The 15,921-nt window shown below is 59.6% G+C and carries 15 protein-coding genes; 9 read left to right on the top strand and 6 right to left on the bottom strand.

Going from position 1 to position 15,921, the window contains the following annotated elements:
- Positions 1 to 30: 30 nt before the first annotated feature.
- Positions 31 to 477 (bottom strand): MarR family winged helix-turn-helix transcriptional regulator, encoded by a 447-nt coding sequence (locus tag ACNPN0_RS17775; RefSeq protein ID WP_332503593.1) that lies wholly within the window; start codon positions 475 to 477, stop codon positions 31 to 33.
- Positions 478 to 591: 114 nt separating this feature from the next.
- Here ACNPN0_RS17775 and ACNPN0_RS17770 point away from each other — a divergent pair, with 114 nt between their 5' ends.
- Both ACNPN0_RS17770 and ACNPN0_RS17765 read left to right on the top strand, forming a co-directional pair.
- The gene (locus tag ACNPN0_RS17770; protein ID WP_448937505.1) at positions 592 to 1,773 is read left to right on the top strand and encodes an MFS transporter; all 1,182 of its coding nucleotides are present in this window, start codon (positions 592 to 594) and stop codon (positions 1,771 to 1,773) included.
- Between the two features lie 44 nt (positions 1,774 to 1,817).
- On the top strand, positions 1,818 to 2,648 hold the full coding sequence (locus ACNPN0_RS17765) for an aldo/keto reductase (RefSeq protein WP_448937504.1): 831 nt from the start codon (positions 1,818 to 1,820) through the stop codon (positions 2,646 to 2,648).
- 389 nt (positions 2,649 to 3,037) lie between these two features.
- Here the strand turns inward: ACNPN0_RS17765 and ACNPN0_RS17760 are convergent, their stop codons facing one another.
- The 3 genes from ACNPN0_RS17760 to ACNPN0_RS17750 all read right to left on the bottom strand — a co-directional run bounded on the left by ACNPN0_RS17760 (position 3,038) and on the right by ACNPN0_RS17750 (position 5,521).
- The gene (locus ACNPN0_RS17760; protein WP_448937503.1) at positions 3,038 to 3,340 is read right to left on the bottom strand and encodes a hypothetical protein; all 303 of its coding nucleotides are present in this window, start codon (positions 3,338 to 3,340) and stop codon (positions 3,038 to 3,040) included.
- A gap of 118 nt (positions 3,341 to 3,458) precedes the next feature.
- Positions 3,459 to 4,205: a formylglycine-generating enzyme family protein gene (locus tag ACNPN0_RS17755; RefSeq protein ID WP_448937502.1), complete on the bottom strand. Its 747-nt coding sequence runs from the start codon at positions 4,203 to 4,205 to the stop codon at positions 3,459 to 3,461.
- Positions 4,206 to 4,312: 107 nt separating this feature from the next.
- Positions 4,313 to 5,521: an MFS transporter gene (locus ACNPN0_RS17750; RefSeq protein ID WP_448937501.1), complete on the bottom strand. Its 1,209-nt coding sequence runs from the start codon at positions 5,519 to 5,521 to the stop codon at positions 4,313 to 4,315.
- A gap of 434 nt (positions 5,522 to 5,955) precedes the next feature.
- On the opposite strand from ACNPN0_RS17750, the gene ACNPN0_RS17745 reads away from it, so the two are divergent.
- The 3 genes from ACNPN0_RS17745 to ACNPN0_RS17735 all read left to right on the top strand — a co-directional run bounded on the left by ACNPN0_RS17745 (position 5,956) and on the right by ACNPN0_RS17735 (position 8,310).
- Positions 5,956 to 6,507, top strand: coding sequence for an RNA polymerase sigma factor (locus tag ACNPN0_RS17745; protein ID WP_448937500.1), 552 nt, complete (start codon positions 5,956 to 5,958; stop codon positions 6,505 to 6,507).
- A gap of 5 nt (positions 6,508 to 6,512) precedes the next feature.
- Entirely contained in the window at positions 6,513 to 7,358 is an 846-nt protein-coding gene (locus tag ACNPN0_RS17740) for a hypothetical protein (RefSeq protein WP_448937499.1), read from the top strand.
- A gap of 364 nt (positions 7,359 to 7,722) precedes the next feature.
- Positions 7,723 to 8,310 carry a hypothetical protein gene (locus ACNPN0_RS17735; RefSeq protein ID WP_400342672.1) on the top strand — a complete coding sequence of 196 codons (588 nt, stop codon included), beginning with the start codon at positions 7,723 to 7,725 and terminating at the stop codon, positions 8,308 to 8,310.
- Positions 8,311 to 8,693: 383 nt separating this feature from the next.
- Here the strand turns inward: ACNPN0_RS17735 and ACNPN0_RS17730 are convergent, their stop codons facing one another.
- Both ACNPN0_RS17730 and ACNPN0_RS17725 read right to left on the bottom strand, forming a co-directional pair.
- Positions 8,694 to 9,158, bottom strand: coding sequence for an NUDIX domain-containing protein (locus tag ACNPN0_RS17730; RefSeq protein WP_400342673.1), 465 nt, complete (start codon positions 9,156 to 9,158; stop codon positions 8,694 to 8,696).
- Positions 9,159 to 9,954: 796 nt separating this feature from the next.
- Positions 9,955 to 10,860 (bottom strand): LysR family transcriptional regulator, encoded by a 906-nt coding sequence (locus ACNPN0_RS17725; RefSeq protein ID WP_388024056.1) that lies wholly within the window; start codon positions 10,858 to 10,860, stop codon positions 9,955 to 9,957.
- Between the two features lie 135 nt (positions 10,861 to 10,995).
- On the opposite strand from ACNPN0_RS17725, the gene tdh reads away from it, so the two are divergent.
- The 4 genes from tdh (at position 10,996) to ACNPN0_RS17705 (ending at position 15,860) form a co-directional block, all read left to right on the top strand.
- Positions 10,996 to 12,048: an L-threonine 3-dehydrogenase gene (tdh, locus tag ACNPN0_RS17720; RefSeq protein ID WP_448937498.1), complete on the top strand. Its 1,053-nt coding sequence runs from the start codon at positions 10,996 to 10,998 to the stop codon at positions 12,046 to 12,048.
- Between the two features lie 31 nt (positions 12,049 to 12,079).
- Positions 12,080 to 13,279, top strand: coding sequence for a glycine C-acetyltransferase (locus tag ACNPN0_RS17715; protein ID WP_448937497.1), 1,200 nt, complete (start codon positions 12,080 to 12,082; stop codon positions 13,277 to 13,279).
- A 71-nt stretch (positions 13,280 to 13,350) separates the two neighbouring features.
- Complete coding sequence (locus tag ACNPN0_RS17710) at positions 13,351 to 14,367, top strand: LacI family DNA-binding transcriptional regulator (protein ID WP_448937496.1); 1,017 nt, start codon at positions 13,351 to 13,353, stop codon at positions 14,365 to 14,367.
- 134 nt (positions 14,368 to 14,501) lie between these two features.
- The gene (locus ACNPN0_RS17705; protein WP_448937495.1) at positions 14,502 to 15,860 is read left to right on the top strand and encodes an ABC transporter substrate-binding protein; all 1,359 of its coding nucleotides are present in this window, start codon (positions 14,502 to 14,504) and stop codon (positions 15,858 to 15,860) included.
- The last annotated feature ends 61 nt before the right edge of the window (positions 15,861 to 15,921 follow it).

The following is a 15,921-nucleotide window of genomic DNA, read 5'->3' as shown; positions in this document are numbered from 1 at the left end:
GACGGTCCCTTCCAAGGATTCAGCAATTGGCTACGCGGCAGAGAACTCGTGGAGAATGCGGGCCAGCGGCGCCAGCTCAGGCTGCTCTTCTGCCTGCTTCAACACGCGTTCCAGCGTGGCATCGTGAATGGGCTTGGCCTTCTGGTACAGCTCGTGGCCAGTGGCAGTGAGCTCGGTGTAAATGCCGCGGCGGTCATCGGCGCACAGCACCCGCGAGAGCAGATTGCGGTCTTCGAGCCTGGTAACCAGTCGCGTCGTTGCGCTGGGGCTCAGTGCCGTGGCGCGGGCCAGCTGCGCCATGCGCATATGCCAGCCATCCTGACGATTCAGGGCATCCAGAAGTGTGTACTCGACCACAGAGAGCCCCACTTGCGCCGTCAGGTCCTTTTCAAGTGCAGTATCGATTAATCCGTGCAACGACGCCAAAGTGCGCCACCCTCTTGCCCGAATTTCGACAGCATCATCTGCGATTCCCATCGGTTCCTCCAAAAGTACTTGCTTGCGCTGGTTAGTTGCGTGTGCAACGATAGTGTTCATCGCGCAATAACAAGCGTGTGCAACTAATTTATCCAGTCTATCAGGAGTAACGCTATGCCGCTCGGTCTTATTGCGTTGGCCATCGGTGCCTTCGGCATCGGGCTTACCGAATTTGTCATCATGGGCTTGTTGCCGGATGTGGCGGCCGACTTCGGCGTCAGCGAGGCCGCAGCTGGCTGGCTCATTTCCGGATACGCATTGAGCGTGGTGGCCGGCGCCCTCGGCCTGACCGCAGCCACCGTCCGCTGGCCGCGCAAGCCGGTGCTCGTCGGTTTGCTGGTGCTTTTCATCATCGGCAACTCGCTTACCGCGATGGCAGCAACGTACGAAGTGGCCATGATCGGCCGCGTCATTGCTGCCCTGTGCCACGGTGCCTTCTTCGGCATCGGCGCGGTCGTGGCAGCCGACCTGGTCCCGGCCAACAAGAAGGCTGGCGCCATTGCCATCATGTTCACCGGGCTGACCGCGGCCAACGTACTGGGTGTTCCCTTCGGTACCCTGCTGGGGCAGCATTCCGGCTGGCGCTCGACTTTCTGGGCCATCTCCGGCATTGGCATTATCGCCCTGATCGGCATCCTCGTGCTGGTGCCAGCCATCAAGCACGCAGCCGAAGGCATCTCGCTGCGCAAAGAACTCGGGGCCTTCACTTCGCTGCAGGTCTGCCTGTCCCTAGGCGTCACGGTCCTTGGCTACGGTGGCATGTTCGGCGCCTTCACCTACATCGCCTACACCCTGACCGAGGTTACCGGATTCAACGAGACCAGCGTTCCGTGGTTGCTGATGCTCTTCGGCGCCGGCCTGTTCGCAGGCAACTGGATCGGTGGCCGCATGGCTGATAAGAGCATCGACCGCACTCTGCTCATCTTCATCTCGGCACTGCTGGTGGTCCTTGTCCTCTTCGGATTCTTCGCGAGCAACCAGATCGCCACCGTTATCGCTTTGCTGCTGATGGGCGGCTTCGGCTTCGGAACCGTTCCCGGTCTGCAAAGCCGCATCATGCAGTACGCCGGCAATGCACCGACCCTGGCATCCGGCGCCAACATCGGTGCGTTCAATGTCGGCAATGCGCTGGGCGCATGGGCTGGCGGCCTGGGCATTGCGGCAGGCTTGGGCTACACCTCGCCGATCTTGATCGGCGCACTGATCACCCTCGTCGCACTGGTCGTTATTCTCCTGGCCATGGGCTTGGCCAAGAAGTCTTCGGCAGCATCACCCCAGCTGGTTACAGCTGGCTAATCCACAGTTTTGTTCAGTCCCCAACCAATTTCTAGGAGTTAGACATGACTACCCCCATTCCAACCATCACGCTGAACAATGGCGTTGAAATGCCTCAGGTAGGTTTTGGAGTCTTCCAGGTTCCCAACGAAGAGACCACTGCTGCAGTGGGTTCAGCGCTCAAGGCCGGCTACCGCAGCATCGATACCGCCGCCATCTACGGCAATGAGGAAGGCGTGGGCGCAGCACTGGCCCTGTCCGGCATTGCCCGAGAAGACCTGTTCATCACCTCCAAGATCTGGATTGCGGACATGGGTTACGAGCAGGCGCTGGAAGCCCTTGATGCAAGTCTTGAGCGCTTGGGCCTGGAGTACCTGGACCTGTACTTGATTCACTGGCCAGCCCCGGAAAAGAATCTCTACGTTGAGACGTGGAAGGCGCTGGAGAAGCTGTATGCAGAGAAGAAGATCCGCGCCATCGGGGTCTCCAACTTCCAGCCCGAGCAACTGGAGCAGCTGGTCGCCGAAGGAACCATCGTTCCGGCCGTGAACCAGGTGGAACTCCACCCAGCTTTGCAGAACCGCGAAGTCGTTGCAGCTAACGCGCAGCACGGTATCGTCACCGAAGCATGGAGCCCGCTGGCTCAGGGTGCAATGCTCACCGATGAAACCATCGTGGGCATCGCTCAGGCACATGAGGTGTCCGCGGCTCAGGTCATCCTGCGCTGGCATCTGCAGCAGGGCCGGGTGATCATCCCGAAGTCTGTGACTGAATCACGCATCATCGCCAACTTGGACCTGTTCGGCTTCGAATTGACCAGCGGCGAACTGGCAAGCATTGATGCCCTTGATCGCGATGGACGCACCGGCCCTAACCCGGACACCTTTAACGGCTGATTTGATGACAACAACCTAGATGCTGCCTGTGCCCTCAACTGGCCACGGGCAGCATCTCTGGCTTGGATGGTCCGGGGCGTTGCGAGCGTCGCGTTCTAGGCAACATTGCCATGCAGATCGGATTGACCGCCTATTCGGGATGGGCACGAGCGACCGGGTGTGCCAGAACCTGGTTCGCCAAGTCGCCCCAGTCGATGGCCACCATCGAACGCATTAGCGGCGACTACCTCATTGGCGGGGGCTATCACCAAATAAGGAGACCATCGATAGGGCCTGAGTAAAAAAGTTGTTGCCTAGACCAATTTGCCCGGCCTAGGCAACAACTGTAGCGGTCATCCTATGGGACTCTGAACGTGTCATGTCCTACATGTCAGTCAGCCGCTGCGTGACTACTGCCTGAAGTAGGGGTCATTGGCAGAAGACGATCCTGCCTCTGTTGGTATCCAGCCGTGGAGTCGAGTCATGCCGATCCCGCCTTCATAGGTGTATTCGACCCAGATCACGGCGTAGCGGCCGTGGCGATGCGCTTCTGTCCACGCGAGGACGTCAACAATGCTTTCTGCGTCTTCAATTCGGTTCTCGTAGCAGACACGGTCCTCGTCCCAGAAGTCCACCCGATACACGGGATTCGGGTTTTCCTGACTGACGTATCGAGGATCAACGAGAGTTGCCCTGATCTTTTCTGCACTCATGCTCACAATCTATCGCGCTCGAGCGTAATCAAGCGGGCGTTCTAGAGCCGTCCCAAAAAGGGAATCTCCTGCGGGACACTCGCCACAATGTATATGGGCTGTCCTGCATTGGTCAGTCTCAATATCGCCGGGGCGTCCACCCCGATGGCAGCATGCCAGTGATCTTTCCCCGTTCAGAATCAACCTCGGCTGACCAGCCTTGCGCTGCCTGTTCCTCATCGAAAGCGCCCCGTGCAATGCGCAGACCAACGTCTGGGTGGCTCATCCCAGGCGCACCACCGCGGCGCGTCGAAGCCCGCACGCTCCACGACTTATCAGCAAAACCGCCCCCGCGGAAGACTCGGTAATCGTCGTAGCGGGCCGGATCGAGTAGATCCCAGCACCATTCCCATACGTTTCCAAGGGTGTCGTGGAGTCCGAAGGCATTGGGTAGTTTTTGACCAACTTCCTTCGGGTTCTCTAGCTTGTCATCCGCTGTCCACCCAATGGCATCGAGGGAGCCATAATGTGGCCCCACGGTGCCAGCGCGGCACGCGTATTCCCATTCGGCTTCGGTAGGCAGTCGGTACCCGGAGGCGTCGGTCTGCCAACTTACCTCGCCTGCCTCGAAGATGTATGCAGGGGCAAGCCCCTCATTCATTGACGCTGCATTGCAAAACTTGATGGCTTCCAACCAATTGATATCTACCAGAGGTGCTTGGGAACCTGTTTCGCTAGTACCCATCAGTTGCCCGTACTGCGCCGTGGTGACGGAGATAGCCCCAATTTCGAAAGGTTCTAGATCGACGGTCCAGCGGCGTTTCCGTCGAGCGTCGTGCAATTCTACTTGTCCGGCCGTTAACGGACGGAGGTCAAAGGTAGGCATTCCATAATGTTCCCATACTGTCCCATAAGCCGAATCTTCACCGGGACAGGAACCGTGGGAAGGCCGAGACATCCCTTTGCAACGGGGTGGAGGGACACGGCTTTGGGTCATGAGACTGCGGGGTTGGCGTTCTCCCATGTCCGTAGGCTCGGCCATGCGATGAGAGCGCAGAGGGCGAACACGAGTGCCCCCGCCAGGAACGGGGTTGCAAGACCACTGGCCGTCGCAAACAGGCCCCCAAGCGCAGCTCCGATGGTGAGGCCGGCGAGGCCGAACAATTTGGAGACGGCATTGACCCGTCCACGCAGCTCGTCCGGGACCAGTCGCTGGCGCAGGGAACTGAGACAAATGCTGAAAAGCACGGCATGCAAGATATATGCGGCCAAGAACAATGCCACCACCCAGGGAACATCGGTCACGTAGATAGCAAACAAGCTGAGCGATCCAAGGACCAAGCTGCCCGCGGTGGTCGCGGCGTAGCCAATCTTGCGCCGCAGCGGCGCGGCCACGGCTGACCCGATGAGTCCGCCGAGGGCCGAGACCGAAAGCAAAATCCCATAGCCGGGCGCCCCCAAGCCCAAGACGTCCTCGGCAAAAAGGACGAGGATCGAAAACGGCATCATGTACGCGACACTGGCCAGCCCGCTGATGATCGCCAGTGAGCGCAACAGCCGGTGACGTACCAACCAGGCGGCACCCTCGACCACCTCGCGGCGCAAAGAAGGAGGTTTGGCGTTGAGCCGCTTGGGACGGAAATTGCCGACCATCCCCAGGAAGAACAGGGCTGCTGCCGCGTAGGCCCCGCCCGTGATGGCGATAGGCAAGGAGATGACGGCGGCAAACAGCAGTCCGCCGAGCGGTGGACCGATGAATTCATCCGCGACAAGTTGGGTCGCTGTGATCTGGCTGTTGGCCTTGTCCAGGTTCTTGGTGTGCACGAGGGACGGCAGGATGGATAGTGCCGAGTTGTCTGCCGCCGTTTCCAGGAGCCCTATCAAAGTAAAGACCACATAGAGGGCGACGATTGACCCGGTGCCGGTGGCGACCAACACTGCCAGTGCGATCAACAGGATGCTTCTGCTCAGATTGGCGACCCACAGAATGGTTTTGCGGTCCAGCCGGTCAACGAAAGCTCCGATCGGCAGAACGACCAGGAACTTGGCGGCGGAATAGACCATCGACAGGCCCGCGATCAGCAAGGGGTTGGATGTTAGGGCCGTAGCCAGAAGTGGAATGGCTACGAAACTCATGCCGTCGCCGAAGTTGGAGGCCGCGTTCCCGGCCCACAGCTTCCTATACTCTCGTCCCAGCGACATGCTTTCAGAGCCTACCGGCAATTCCACGGCCTGTTGCAATCTGACAAGTGCCGTTCGGATTAAGTGCCTCGTCGGGAAGGCCGAGGACTCCGATCTTTGGGTTGTTCGTCTCGCAAGGGGTCTGCTTTGAACAGCGTTCCGTTAGGGGGTCCTCTACAGGAGCGCCCGTAAGCCGAACGTTCTACGGGACAGCAACACGGCACCAGACTGAACAGGCGGGAAATGAGGCGGGCTGTTGACTAGATCGATTCTAGGGCCACGGGACAACCAAGCTATTCTGGCCCAGAAGGTCCGGGGAATGGCTGCGTTCGCCAATGTCGGGAATGAGCGAGTCCCTTCAAGAGTTCATCACCCCAAGATCAGACATGGTCTGGGCAATCATAAATTGGATCCCGTCTCGGGTAACAACTCGCACCGACTGGACATGTATAGGTATGAGCACTTCAGAAATAAAGCAGAATCGGGAGGCGCGGTTCTCCAGATTGTATGAATTGGCCTACACCGATGTCCTGCGATTCATCCAACGACGGGCAGGTCCAGACCACGCGGAGGACATCGTCCACGAGGCCTTTCTTGCCGCCTGGCGGCGTTTGGACGAACTCCCTATTAAGCACGACGATGCCAGAGCCTGGCTGTTCGCAACCGCGCGGAACTGCCTGCTTAACAATCAACGTGGGCAGGCACGCCAAGGAGCGCTGGCGGTCCGGATCGCAGCCCGGACACCTACCTACACTGACGCCGAAGCCGAGCTGACCCATCAACGCATTGACCTGACCTCCGCCTGGCAACGGCTGCGCCCTGAATACCAAGAAGTCCTGGCCACGACGATTTGGGAAGATCTTTCTTCGTCACAGGCGGGCCAAGTACTAGGGATTTCATCGGCGGCCTACCGCATCCGGCTTCATCGTGCGCGCAAATCGTTGCGACACGAACTCGATGCTTCCCCCTTCCCGGCACCCCTCGCCGGATCCCTCATGACGGAGTGACTGACATGGATAAGAACAAATACCTGGAACTAGACGCATTTCGACCCCTGGATTCCGCTCCCCAAGTAGATCTGGACGAGGCCGGACGGATGAGGGCGAACGCGAGGCTGCAACAAATTCTCGCCAGCGATCCGGACAACGGAAATACCATGAGTGGTGCTATCGGTAAACGTCGACTCAGACCTGTACGCCGGATAGGGGCTCCCATTGCTCTGGCCGCGGTGGCTGCCATCACCGCAACGGTGGTGCTCCTACCGGGGACGGGAAGCAATGGTACGGCGTATGCGTCATGGAATGCTGTGCCAACTTCCATCAGCAGCACCGATAAGGCTGTAGCCGATGCGGCCTGCCGCGGCCACCTGGACCTATCCTCCCCGCAATTGGATCTGGCCGAACGACGGGGTGAATGGGTGGTCTTGCTTTACACCGCTTCCGAACACATGGCAGGTATGTGTCTAGCCCACTTGCCTGCCGGAGCACAAAAGGCTGACAACATTGATTTCAGCAGGGGAGGAGGCGATCAAGGGCTCCTCCCGGTTGCGGGGGAATTCACTCAGGGAAACATTGCCGAATTTCGTGGTGGCAATATATTCGGGTTCGGTGATCGCCCCGAAATTGCCCTCACCCACGGAAACGTAGGTGAGGATGTAACAGCTGTAACGATCACGACCCCGGACGGCCAATTGGTCGAAGCCACCGTTCAGGACGGCAGATACGCCGCGTGGTGGCCGGGAAAGGCCCTCGGCGACGAATTGGAGGGCAACGGTGGACCCGCTCCGGCGATTTCCTACACACTCACTCTTAAGGACCAGACGGTGGTCAAGGACGCAACCCCAAGGATGCCGTCCTAGAGTCACTGGTGACAGTGTGGGCGCGACGAGCAACCAGGCGCCATAATGGAAGCCTCGTCGCGCCCGTTACCTCTAGCAGTGCTTTGCTTTCGGCATCAGAAAGAGCGTCTCACCGCCGCGGGGACAGTCATTTTGTCCCGTTAGGAGTTTGTCCGGAATGGCATTTGAGAACGTCCTGTAAGGGGAACCTTCACCGGGACGCACGGCAGAGAGCTTTGCTCAGCGGCACACGATGAATCGTCAATGCGCTCACTAGCGTGGTAGCTAAGTGTTCAAACGAATGAATCACTCGCCGACAGGTCCGATCAACCCGGCACTGATGCCTTCTTGATGGACAGATAAATGCGCTGCTAGCCTTTGAAGCATGGTCGCATCTACCTGGCACGTCCCTGCCCCAACGAGGGGAGACGCGACCTGGACCCGGTTAGCCGAACTTGTCGCAACGAACGACATCGTTCTGCACGGTTCACGAACATCTGGCCTGTCGTGGATTGAGCCTCGTGCTCCCCTTGATTACAGCCTTGATGAATTCTCAAAAACGACTGCCGTCTATGCTACCGAGGATCCCACGTGGGCCATTGCCTATGCCATCCGCTCTTCGGCATGTAGGCGTTTTTTGAACGCCTGCTTCTATCCGGGAACAACAGCCGGGACATGGTCTGAGCGGCGCATCTTCCTTTCGTTTGCTTCTACCGAGGACGGCCAGATGCCTACCGATGCCGGCGTGGTCTACGTTCTTCCGCGCAGTGGCTTTACCAGAATGCCCAGCTACACCGACCCTGTCCTGGGGTTGATTACCGAGTGCCAGTTGGTCAGCACGGAAATGGTTCCTGTCTTGGCTGAGATTGCAGTGGAGCCCGAAAATTTGCCGATCACCCCACAGCTTCACAACTTCGAAGCCGTTTCCATGCGTGCCACCGAAAATCCTGAGGGATTCCCCTGGCTCGACTGACGAATTCCCCCGTTCTAAGATTCCGTATGCGGAACGTCAACTGGGACGGTGCAAGGTAGATGCAGAGCGCCGCTCAATTGCTGATGCGACTCGGTCTCGGGCTTTAGTCGAGTTTCCCAAAGCGGCCGGCAGCGTCGAGCTGAATCCGCTCTGGCTTCCTGGACATGATCAAGAACGCTATGCCAAAGAGAAATATAGCTATGGCAAGCCCAAGTAAAGCTGTGTCGCTTGATGTCGCAGGGCAGCCCGCAGAACTGTCATCAATCTCAGGACAGCTCCGCCATGGCTGCAAGAACATCACGAAACTACCTGCTGCTCCTGCGAGAGTCAGCAGGAGTCCTATTGTCAGGCAAACGGCCTTACTCGAAGCTTTCATACTTCATTCAAACACAGCAACGTTTACCTTCGTCATCGCACCCTATGGGGAACCTTCTTCGGGGCAGGAAGTCGAGTACCTGTTTGAAAAGAGCCTGATAATCGTCACTGGCCAGATCCAAACTGCTTGCCTCATCCAAAGTGAACCACCCGAAATCGTCATGTTCATCGGGTGCAGCGTTGATAATCTCGCCATCCCATTCAGAGACCCGCCAAATTTCTAGGAAGAGATTTTCTTCCTGACGAGTGGCAAGTAGATCTTCCGTGTTTGGCTCGACTATTTCTACGTTTAACTCTTCGCGAAGCTCACGCACAATTGCTTGTCGGCTGTTCTCGAACTCTTCAATGTGGCCTCCTGGAAGATCCCAGACATTGGGATATTTGGCCTTAGAAGGGGAGCGATGCACAAGAAAAACTCTCCCCGAGCGTACGAGTAATCCGCAGGACACATAGTGTTTCATAGGCTCTTCCATGAGATGAGTTTACTAATGTCGCTACGAATTGAATTACGAGGATGCGGCCGCTCTGTCAGGGATGAGCGAAATAAATTTGAGAGCTGGCCATGGGTGTCCCGTAAGCCGGTCATCATACGGGACATACGTTTTCTTGACTCGGCTAATTTTTGAAACTCCGAGTTTTCAAACATTTCAGATTCCCATATACCCCGCCTGAGAAAATGCCCGGTGAAGGGACCTTATGCGGGACATGGAAAATGAGCGAAAGGCGCCACAGCGTTTCTGGGGAAGAAAACATCTGTTGTTGCTCGATCGTGCGCTGGTGCTCGAGCGCTATTCGTGGGAAATGTTGATTCTTGTGGAACCCTCTTTAACGGAGACTAGCCCTCTGTTCGTTTGGCCTGAAGCTCCCGACCCGATGAAAACGCGAGGCAGGCTGTTGCCTGTTTCCACTCTTTGGAAGTTGCATTGCTGACGGTCGACTAACCGATACATGTCAACAGTCTGGGCTGTGAACGAAATAGATTGAAGAGGGTTCCGCTTGTTCGGCAATTCACTTCCAGAGGAGCCAGTCACTTGTCTTCGCAGGGCTCAGAATGTGAAGCGACGCAGCGAACTATCCGGCTTGCAGAACCCATCCTCTACGGTTGGCCGTCGGCACGGAGCCGGCGACCGGAAATTGATGCAAGGCATGCTGAGCGAGGACTTGGCTGTTCAGGGTGCAGCAGCTTGAGAGAGCGCGTCTTGTGAGATCAAGAGAGCTTGGTAGCCGCGAATTCGGAATGGTTGAAACCGTGTTGCCCGAGTTGCAGAATCAGTTGATGACCAGCCGTTTCACGGTGCTCCTGATCGCCTCGATGACATCATTGATGGTAATTCGATGCAAATGTTCGGCTCTCAATAAGAGGTCGATTTGTCTCCCTGAATTCAATCCCTTGATTGGTCGTAAAGTCACCGTTTCATCCAGAGTCTTTCGTGCTGTGAAACGTGGGAGGATTCCCAGGCAACCACTGGCTTCAACCAAGGCGCCGGCGGTGGCGTAGTCGTTGACCCGGTGCTCGATCCGCGGGGCTTTACCGGCCAGCGCGGCGATGGTTTCCAGGACGTCGGCCGGTGAGTACCCTGAGCGGGAAACGACCCAGGGCTCGTCGATCACCTGCTCGGGGGAGAGCTCCTCGAATTTGGCCAGGGGATGATCTCGGTGGATCGCCACGTCCAGCGGTTCGAAAGCCAGAGGTATAACGCTGATCCGGTCTTCGGGCCAAGGGGCCGTGTGCGGCATCCGGTGTGCCAACACCAAATCGTACGTCGAGGTCAGCGCCGGAAAATCCTGCTGCGAGACATCTTCGTCGGAAAAGCGCAGCGGGGGCAGTTGGCCTTCCGGGTAGGTTAGCAACGGGGCGAAAATGGTCTGCCCAATGGAATGGAATCCCGCGATGCGAATGGGGGTGTCCCGCTCTTGCTCCTGGGTGCGGATCCTCGCTGACACCTCGGCCAGGGTCGAAGCGACTGACGCTGCGGCGGAGGCCAGCAGTTTTCCCTCGGTTGTTAGGACCAGCCTGCGTCCGTCCTTCTGGGTCAGGGGCGCAGGGAAGTTGCGCTGCAGCTGCGCCAAATGCTGCGAGACCGCTGAGGGTGAGACAAAAAGGGCCCTCGCCACGGCGTTGACGCTGCCCAAATCCGCGAGTTCACGCAGAATCCTCAACTGATGTAATTCCATGAAGTAAATACTAAATCGTTGGATCAGTAAATAAGTGATCTTCTAAGGTGTTGTCCCGTGCTGTCGGGTGCGACACTTGAATCGACCCCATGTATGTGTTGCGCGCACCGAGGTGCCCAATCCAAAGGAACCCGCATGAAAGCACTGTACAAGTCCGGCCCGCACGCAGGGCTGGAACTCGTTGATCGCCCAGAACCAGAGACCGGTGCCCACGAGGTCAAGATCCGTGTCATGACCGCCGGAATCTGCGGCACCGACCTGCACATCGAAGCCTACGACGATGCAGCCAAGGCCATGATCAACACCCCGCTGGTTCCGGGCCACGAGTTCTACGGCGAGGTCGTGGAAATCGGCGACTTCGTGCACGGGGTTAAGGTCGGCGACCGCGTCTCGGGTGAAGGCCACGTAGTGTGCGGCCTGTGCCGCAACTGCCGCGCGGGCCGCAAGCAGATGTGCATCAACGTCGATTCGGTAGGCGTGCAGCGCGACGGCGCATTCGCCGAATACGTGGTGATCCCCGAAAGCAACGTCTACATCCACCGCGATGAGCGCATCACCCCGTTGCTCGGCGCCATCTTCGACCCATTCGGCAATGCCGTGCACACCGCACTGCAGTTCCCGATGGTGGGCGAGGACGTGCTGATCACCGGCGCCGGACCCATCGGCCTGATGGCCGCGGCAGTGGCCCGCCATGTAGGTGCCCGCAACATCGCCATCACCGATGTCTCCGAGCAGCGCCTGGAATTGGCCCAGTCCATGGGCATCGACCTGGCCGTGAATGTCGCGCCCACCCGCATCAAGGAAGCGCAGCAGAAGCTGGGCATGGTCGAAGGCTTCGACTACGGCATGGAAATGTCCGGGCACAAGACCGCCCTGCCGGAAATGATCGAGAACATGAACCATGGCGGCAAGATCGCCATGCTCGGCCTGCCCAGCACCTCGATCGACATCAACTGGGGCAAGGTTGTCACCCACATGCTGACCCTGCGCGGCATCTACGGCCGCGAAATGTTCGAGACCTGGTACGCCATGAGCGCCATGCTCACCTCCTCGGAGGTGATGCGCGAGCGCATCGCTTCGGTGGTTACCGACTTCCTGCCGGCCACCGAATGGCAGCAGGGCTTCGAAGCTGCTCGCAGCGGGCACGGCGGCAAGGTCGTGCTCGACTGGACCGTTTTCTCAGGCTAAGAATTTCCCGCATCAACAAGGAGCATTTGCAATGTACACGGATCTCAAAGACCAGCTTGCCGCCGAATTGGACGAGCTGAAGTCCTCCGGCCTGTTCAAGGCAGAACGCCACATCGACTCGGCCCAGTCCGCCTCCATCATGGCCGGCTCGCTGGGCGACGATGCGCGGAAGGTGCTGAATTTCTGCGCCAACAACTACCTGGGCCTGGCCGATAACCAGCAGATCATCGACGCGGCCAAGACCGCCATGGATGAGCGCGGCTTCGGCATGGCCTCGGTCCGCTTCATCTGCGGCACCCAGGACCTGCACCTGGAACTGGAAGCCAAGCTCTCTAAATTCCTGGGCACCGAGGACACCATCTTGTTCTCCAGCTGCTTCGATGCCAACGGCGGCGTGTTCGAATCGCTGTTCGGCAAGGAAGACGCCATCATCTCCGATGCGCTGAACCACGCCTCGATCATCGATGGCATCCGCTTGTCCAAGGCCGCGCGCTTCCGCTACGCCAACCAGGACATGGCCGACCTGGAAACCCAGCTGCAGGCTGCCGCGCAGCTCAGCGGCGGGGCGGGCGCCCGCCGCACCATCATCGTCACCGATGGCGTCTTTTCCATGGACGGATACCTGGCTCCCTTGGAGGCCATCTGCGATCTGGCTGACAAGTACAACGCGCTGGTCATGGTCGATGACTCCCACGCCGTGGGCTTCATGGGCGCCACCGGGGCCGGCACCCCGGAGCATGCAGGAGTCTCAGACCGCGTGGACATCTACACCGGCACCTTCGGCAAGGCATTGGGCGGCGCCTCGGGCGGCTACGTGTCCGGCCGCGGCGAGATTGTCGCGATGCTGCGCCAGAAGGCCCGCCCGTACCTGTTCTCCAACTCGCTGGCTCCATCGATCGTGGCTGCCACGTTGAAGGCGCTGGACCTGGTGGTGGACTCCGGGGACCTGCGCGAGAAGCTCTTCGAGAACGCTGCGCACTTCCGCCGCCGCATGACCGAAGAGGGCTTCGAATTACTCGACGGCGAGCACGCCATCATTCCGGTGATGTTCGGAGACGCGGTCAAGGCCGCAGAGGTCGCAGGCAAGATGCTGGAGCAGGGCGTCTTCGTGACGGCCTTCAGCTTCCCGGTAGTGCCCAAGGGGGCCGCGCGCATCCGCGTCCAGCTTTCTGCCGCGCATTCGGCTGAGGATATCGAGGCCTGCGTGCAGGCATTCGTCGCCAGCCGCTGACCCAGGGGGGATTGCCCGCCGCCGTGTTTCAATAGGGATGACGAGTTGGAATAACCAAAGGCGGTGGGCCCATGGCTACCAGGAACGACGTGGCGCGCTTGGCCGGCGTATCTCCTAGTACCGTGTCCTACGTGATCAGCGGCCGGCGCACCATTTCCGAGGCGACCAAGGCCAGGGTCCTGGCGGCCATGCGGGAGTTGAACTACACCCCGGATGCCTTTGCCCAGGGCCTGGCCGGATCGCGCCGGGGCATCCTTGCCCTGCACTTTCCCACCAGCTTGGACGGCTATTCTTCCACCGAGTTCGAGTACGTCACCGCCGCCATGGAGCGTGCCCGCGCGCTGGGCTACCACATGCTCTTGTGGTCCAATCCGATGACCGATGCCATGGGATTGGAAAGCCTGGTCGGGCAGAAGCTGGTGGCCGGGGTGCTCTTGATGGAAGTGTCGATCAATGACCCGCGCTTTGATGTCCTGCGGCGCGCGGGCATTGCCTTTGCCTCCATTGGCCGTCCCGATGACAGCGCGGACCTGTCCTATGTCGATAATGATTTTGCCCAGGCCGGGCGCATCGCGGTGGACTATTTGGCGAGCCTCGGCCACCAATCCATCATGTACATCAACGTATCGGTGGAAGACCAGGAAGCCGGCAACGGCCCGGCCATCCGCACGGCCCGGGCCATCTGCGATGCCGTGCGCGATCGGGGCATGGCGATGCAGGAAGTGCCGGTGGAAAATAACGCCCGCGGCGGCCGCGCGGCGCTGGAGGCCTACCTGGAACTGCGCCCGCGACCCACTGCGGTGCTGGCGCTCAAGGAGTTCGCCACCGCGGGATTTGTCAACGCCGCTGGCATGGCTGCGTTGCGGATTCCCGATGACCTCTCGGTGATCGCACTGGGGGTCGGCGACCGCTCGGCCGAGATGGTTGCCCCGGCGCTGACCACGGTAGCTCCGCCGGGGGAGGCCATTTCCCATGCCGCGGTGGACGCCCTGGTGCAGCAGATCGAGGGACGTTCCCAACCGGCGGTGCAGCAACTGGTCGCGCCGCTGATGGTGGTCCGGGACAGCTCGGGTCCGGCACCGCATTGATCTGCCCGCGCCAATTTCTCCAGGGTGTTCTGCCATAACTGTTGACGCGCGTCGATGACCTGCGTCACTATTGAGGGGATCACTCGTGCCAGGCCGCCTCATCCGGCAGGGCATTACCCAACGTGGAGGGCATCATGACTAAAGCAAAATGCGGGCAGAAGTTCGCGCCGGTTATCTCGGTGGCAGCAATCGGCCTGCTCCTGGCCGGTTGCTCGGGCGGAGCAGACCCCAATGACCCCAACGCCTCCGGCGGTGGCGAAGCGCAAGTGGGCCAACCCGACGGAGTCGTCGATATCTACGGTCCGGTCACCGGCATTGAAGCGGAACTGCTGGAAGAATCCTGGGCCAAGTGGTCCGAGGAGAATGGCATCAAGATCCGCTACACCGGCGACAAGAACTTCGAATCCCAAATCGGAATCAAGGTCCAGGGCGGCGACACCCCGGACCTGGCCGTCTTCCCGCAACCCGGCTTGCTGCAGGCCACCGTGGCCCAGGGCAAGGTGCAGCAACTTCCCGAAGCAGTCCAGTCCCAGCTGCAGAGCAACTGGTCCGAAGACTGGCAGAACTACGGCAAGGTCGATGGGGTGCAGTACGGGGTGCCGCTGATGGCCAGCGTGAAAGGCTACATCTGGTACTCGCCCAAGCAGTTCGAGCAGTGGGGCTTGAGCGTCCCGGAAACCTGGGATGAAATGACCACCCTGGGCACCGAAATCTCGAAGCAGACCAATGAACCGGCCTGGTGTGCCGGATTCGCTTCGGGCGAGGCATCGGGCTGGCCGGGGACCGACTGGATTGAAGACGCGGTCCTGCGCCAGTCGGGAACCGAAGCCTACGACAAGTGGGTTTCGGGCGATCTGGAATTCACTTCGCCAGAAATCACCAGCGCCTTCGACTCCGTTGGAAAGATCCTGCTGGACCCAGAGCAGGTCAACGCCGGATATGGCGACGTGAAGTCGATCAACGCCACCGCCTTCGGAGATGTTGGCACGGCTGTGGCCAAGGGGACCTGCCCGCTGACCCACCAGGCGTCCTTCCTGGAAGGATATGTCCTGGATTCCAAGAACGCCGATGGCGAGAAGGCTACCGTGGCGCCTGACGGGGATGTCTGGGCTTTCGTTGCCCCGCCAGCCAAAGCCGATGACCCCGTATCTGTTGTAGGCGGCGGTGAATTCGTTGCCGCCTTCTCCACTGATGAGGATACCGCCAAGGTCCAGGAGTACCTGGCCAGCGCGGATTGGGCCAATAGCCGCGTTGGACTCGGCGGCGTGATCTCGGCGAACTCCGGGCTTGATCCGGAGAACGCCAGCAGCGATCTGCTGCGTTCCGCTGTTGAATTGCTGCAGGATCCGAACACCACCTTCCGCTTCGACGGGTCTGATCTGATGCCCAAGAGCGTCGGCTCCGACTCCTTCTGGAAGGGCCTGGTGGACTGGGTCGATGGCAAGCCGACCAAGGAAGTGCTTGAAAATATCCAGTCCGGCTATGACTCCTAGTCGCCATCTGGTACATCGCCAACGGCCGGGAGCCCCGGCCGGTGGGGGGGTTGTAGGGGCC

It is taken from the genome of Glutamicibacter sp. AGC84 (genome assembly GCF_053543575.1).
This window is presented reverse-complemented; position numbering and strand designations above follow the sequence as displayed.

What these genes read in the sequence shown, in the direction of transcription:
- ACNPN0_RS17775 (WP_332503593.1), bottom strand. Translation starts at nt 477, where the DNA reads ATGGGAATCGCAGATGATGCTGTCGAAATTCGGGCAAGAGGGTGGCGC.
- ACNPN0_RS17770 (WP_448937505.1), top strand. Translation starts at nt 592, where the DNA reads ATGCCGCTCGGTCTTATTGCGTTGGCCATCGGTGCCTTCGGCATCGGG.
- ACNPN0_RS17765 (WP_448937504.1), top strand. Translation starts at nt 1,818, where the DNA reads ATGACTACCCCCATTCCAACCATCACGCTGAACAATGGCGTTGAAATG.
- ACNPN0_RS17760 (WP_448937503.1), bottom strand. Translation starts at nt 3,340, where the DNA reads ATGAGTGCAGAAAAGATCAGGGCAACTCTCGTTGATCCTCGATACGTC.
- ACNPN0_RS17755 (WP_448937502.1), bottom strand. Translation starts at nt 4,205, where the DNA reads ATGCCTACCTTTGACCTCCGTCCGTTAACGGCCGGACAAGTAGAATTG.
- ACNPN0_RS17750 (WP_448937501.1), bottom strand. Translation starts at nt 5,521, where the DNA reads ATGTCGCTGGGACGAGAGTATAGGAAGCTGTGGGCCGGGAACGCGGCC.
- ACNPN0_RS17745 (WP_448937500.1), top strand. Translation starts at nt 5,956, where the DNA reads ATGAGCACTTCAGAAATAAAGCAGAATCGGGAGGCGCGGTTCTCCAGA.
- ACNPN0_RS17740 (WP_448937499.1), top strand. Translation starts at nt 6,513, where the DNA reads ATGGATAAGAACAAATACCTGGAACTAGACGCATTTCGACCCCTGGAT.
- ACNPN0_RS17735 (WP_400342672.1), top strand. Translation starts at nt 7,723, where the DNA reads ATGGTCGCATCTACCTGGCACGTCCCTGCCCCAACGAGGGGAGACGCG.
- ACNPN0_RS17730 (WP_400342673.1), bottom strand. Translation starts at nt 9,158, where the DNA reads ATGGAAGAGCCTATGAAACACTATGTGTCCTGCGGATTACTCGTACGC.
- ACNPN0_RS17725 (WP_388024056.1), bottom strand. Translation starts at nt 10,860, where the DNA reads ATGGAATTACATCAGTTGAGGATTCTGCGTGAACTCGCGGATTTGGGC.
- tdh (WP_448937498.1), top strand. Translation starts at nt 10,996, where the DNA reads ATGAAAGCACTGTACAAGTCCGGCCCGCACGCAGGGCTGGAACTCGTT.
- ACNPN0_RS17715 (WP_448937497.1), top strand. Translation starts at nt 12,080, where the DNA reads ATGTACACGGATCTCAAAGACCAGCTTGCCGCCGAATTGGACGAGCTG.
- ACNPN0_RS17710 (WP_448937496.1), top strand. Translation starts at nt 13,351, where the DNA reads ATGGCTACCAGGAACGACGTGGCGCGCTTGGCCGGCGTATCTCCTAGT.
- ACNPN0_RS17705 (WP_448937495.1), top strand. Translation starts at nt 14,502, where the DNA reads ATGACTAAAGCAAAATGCGGGCAGAAGTTCGCGCCGGTTATCTCGGTG.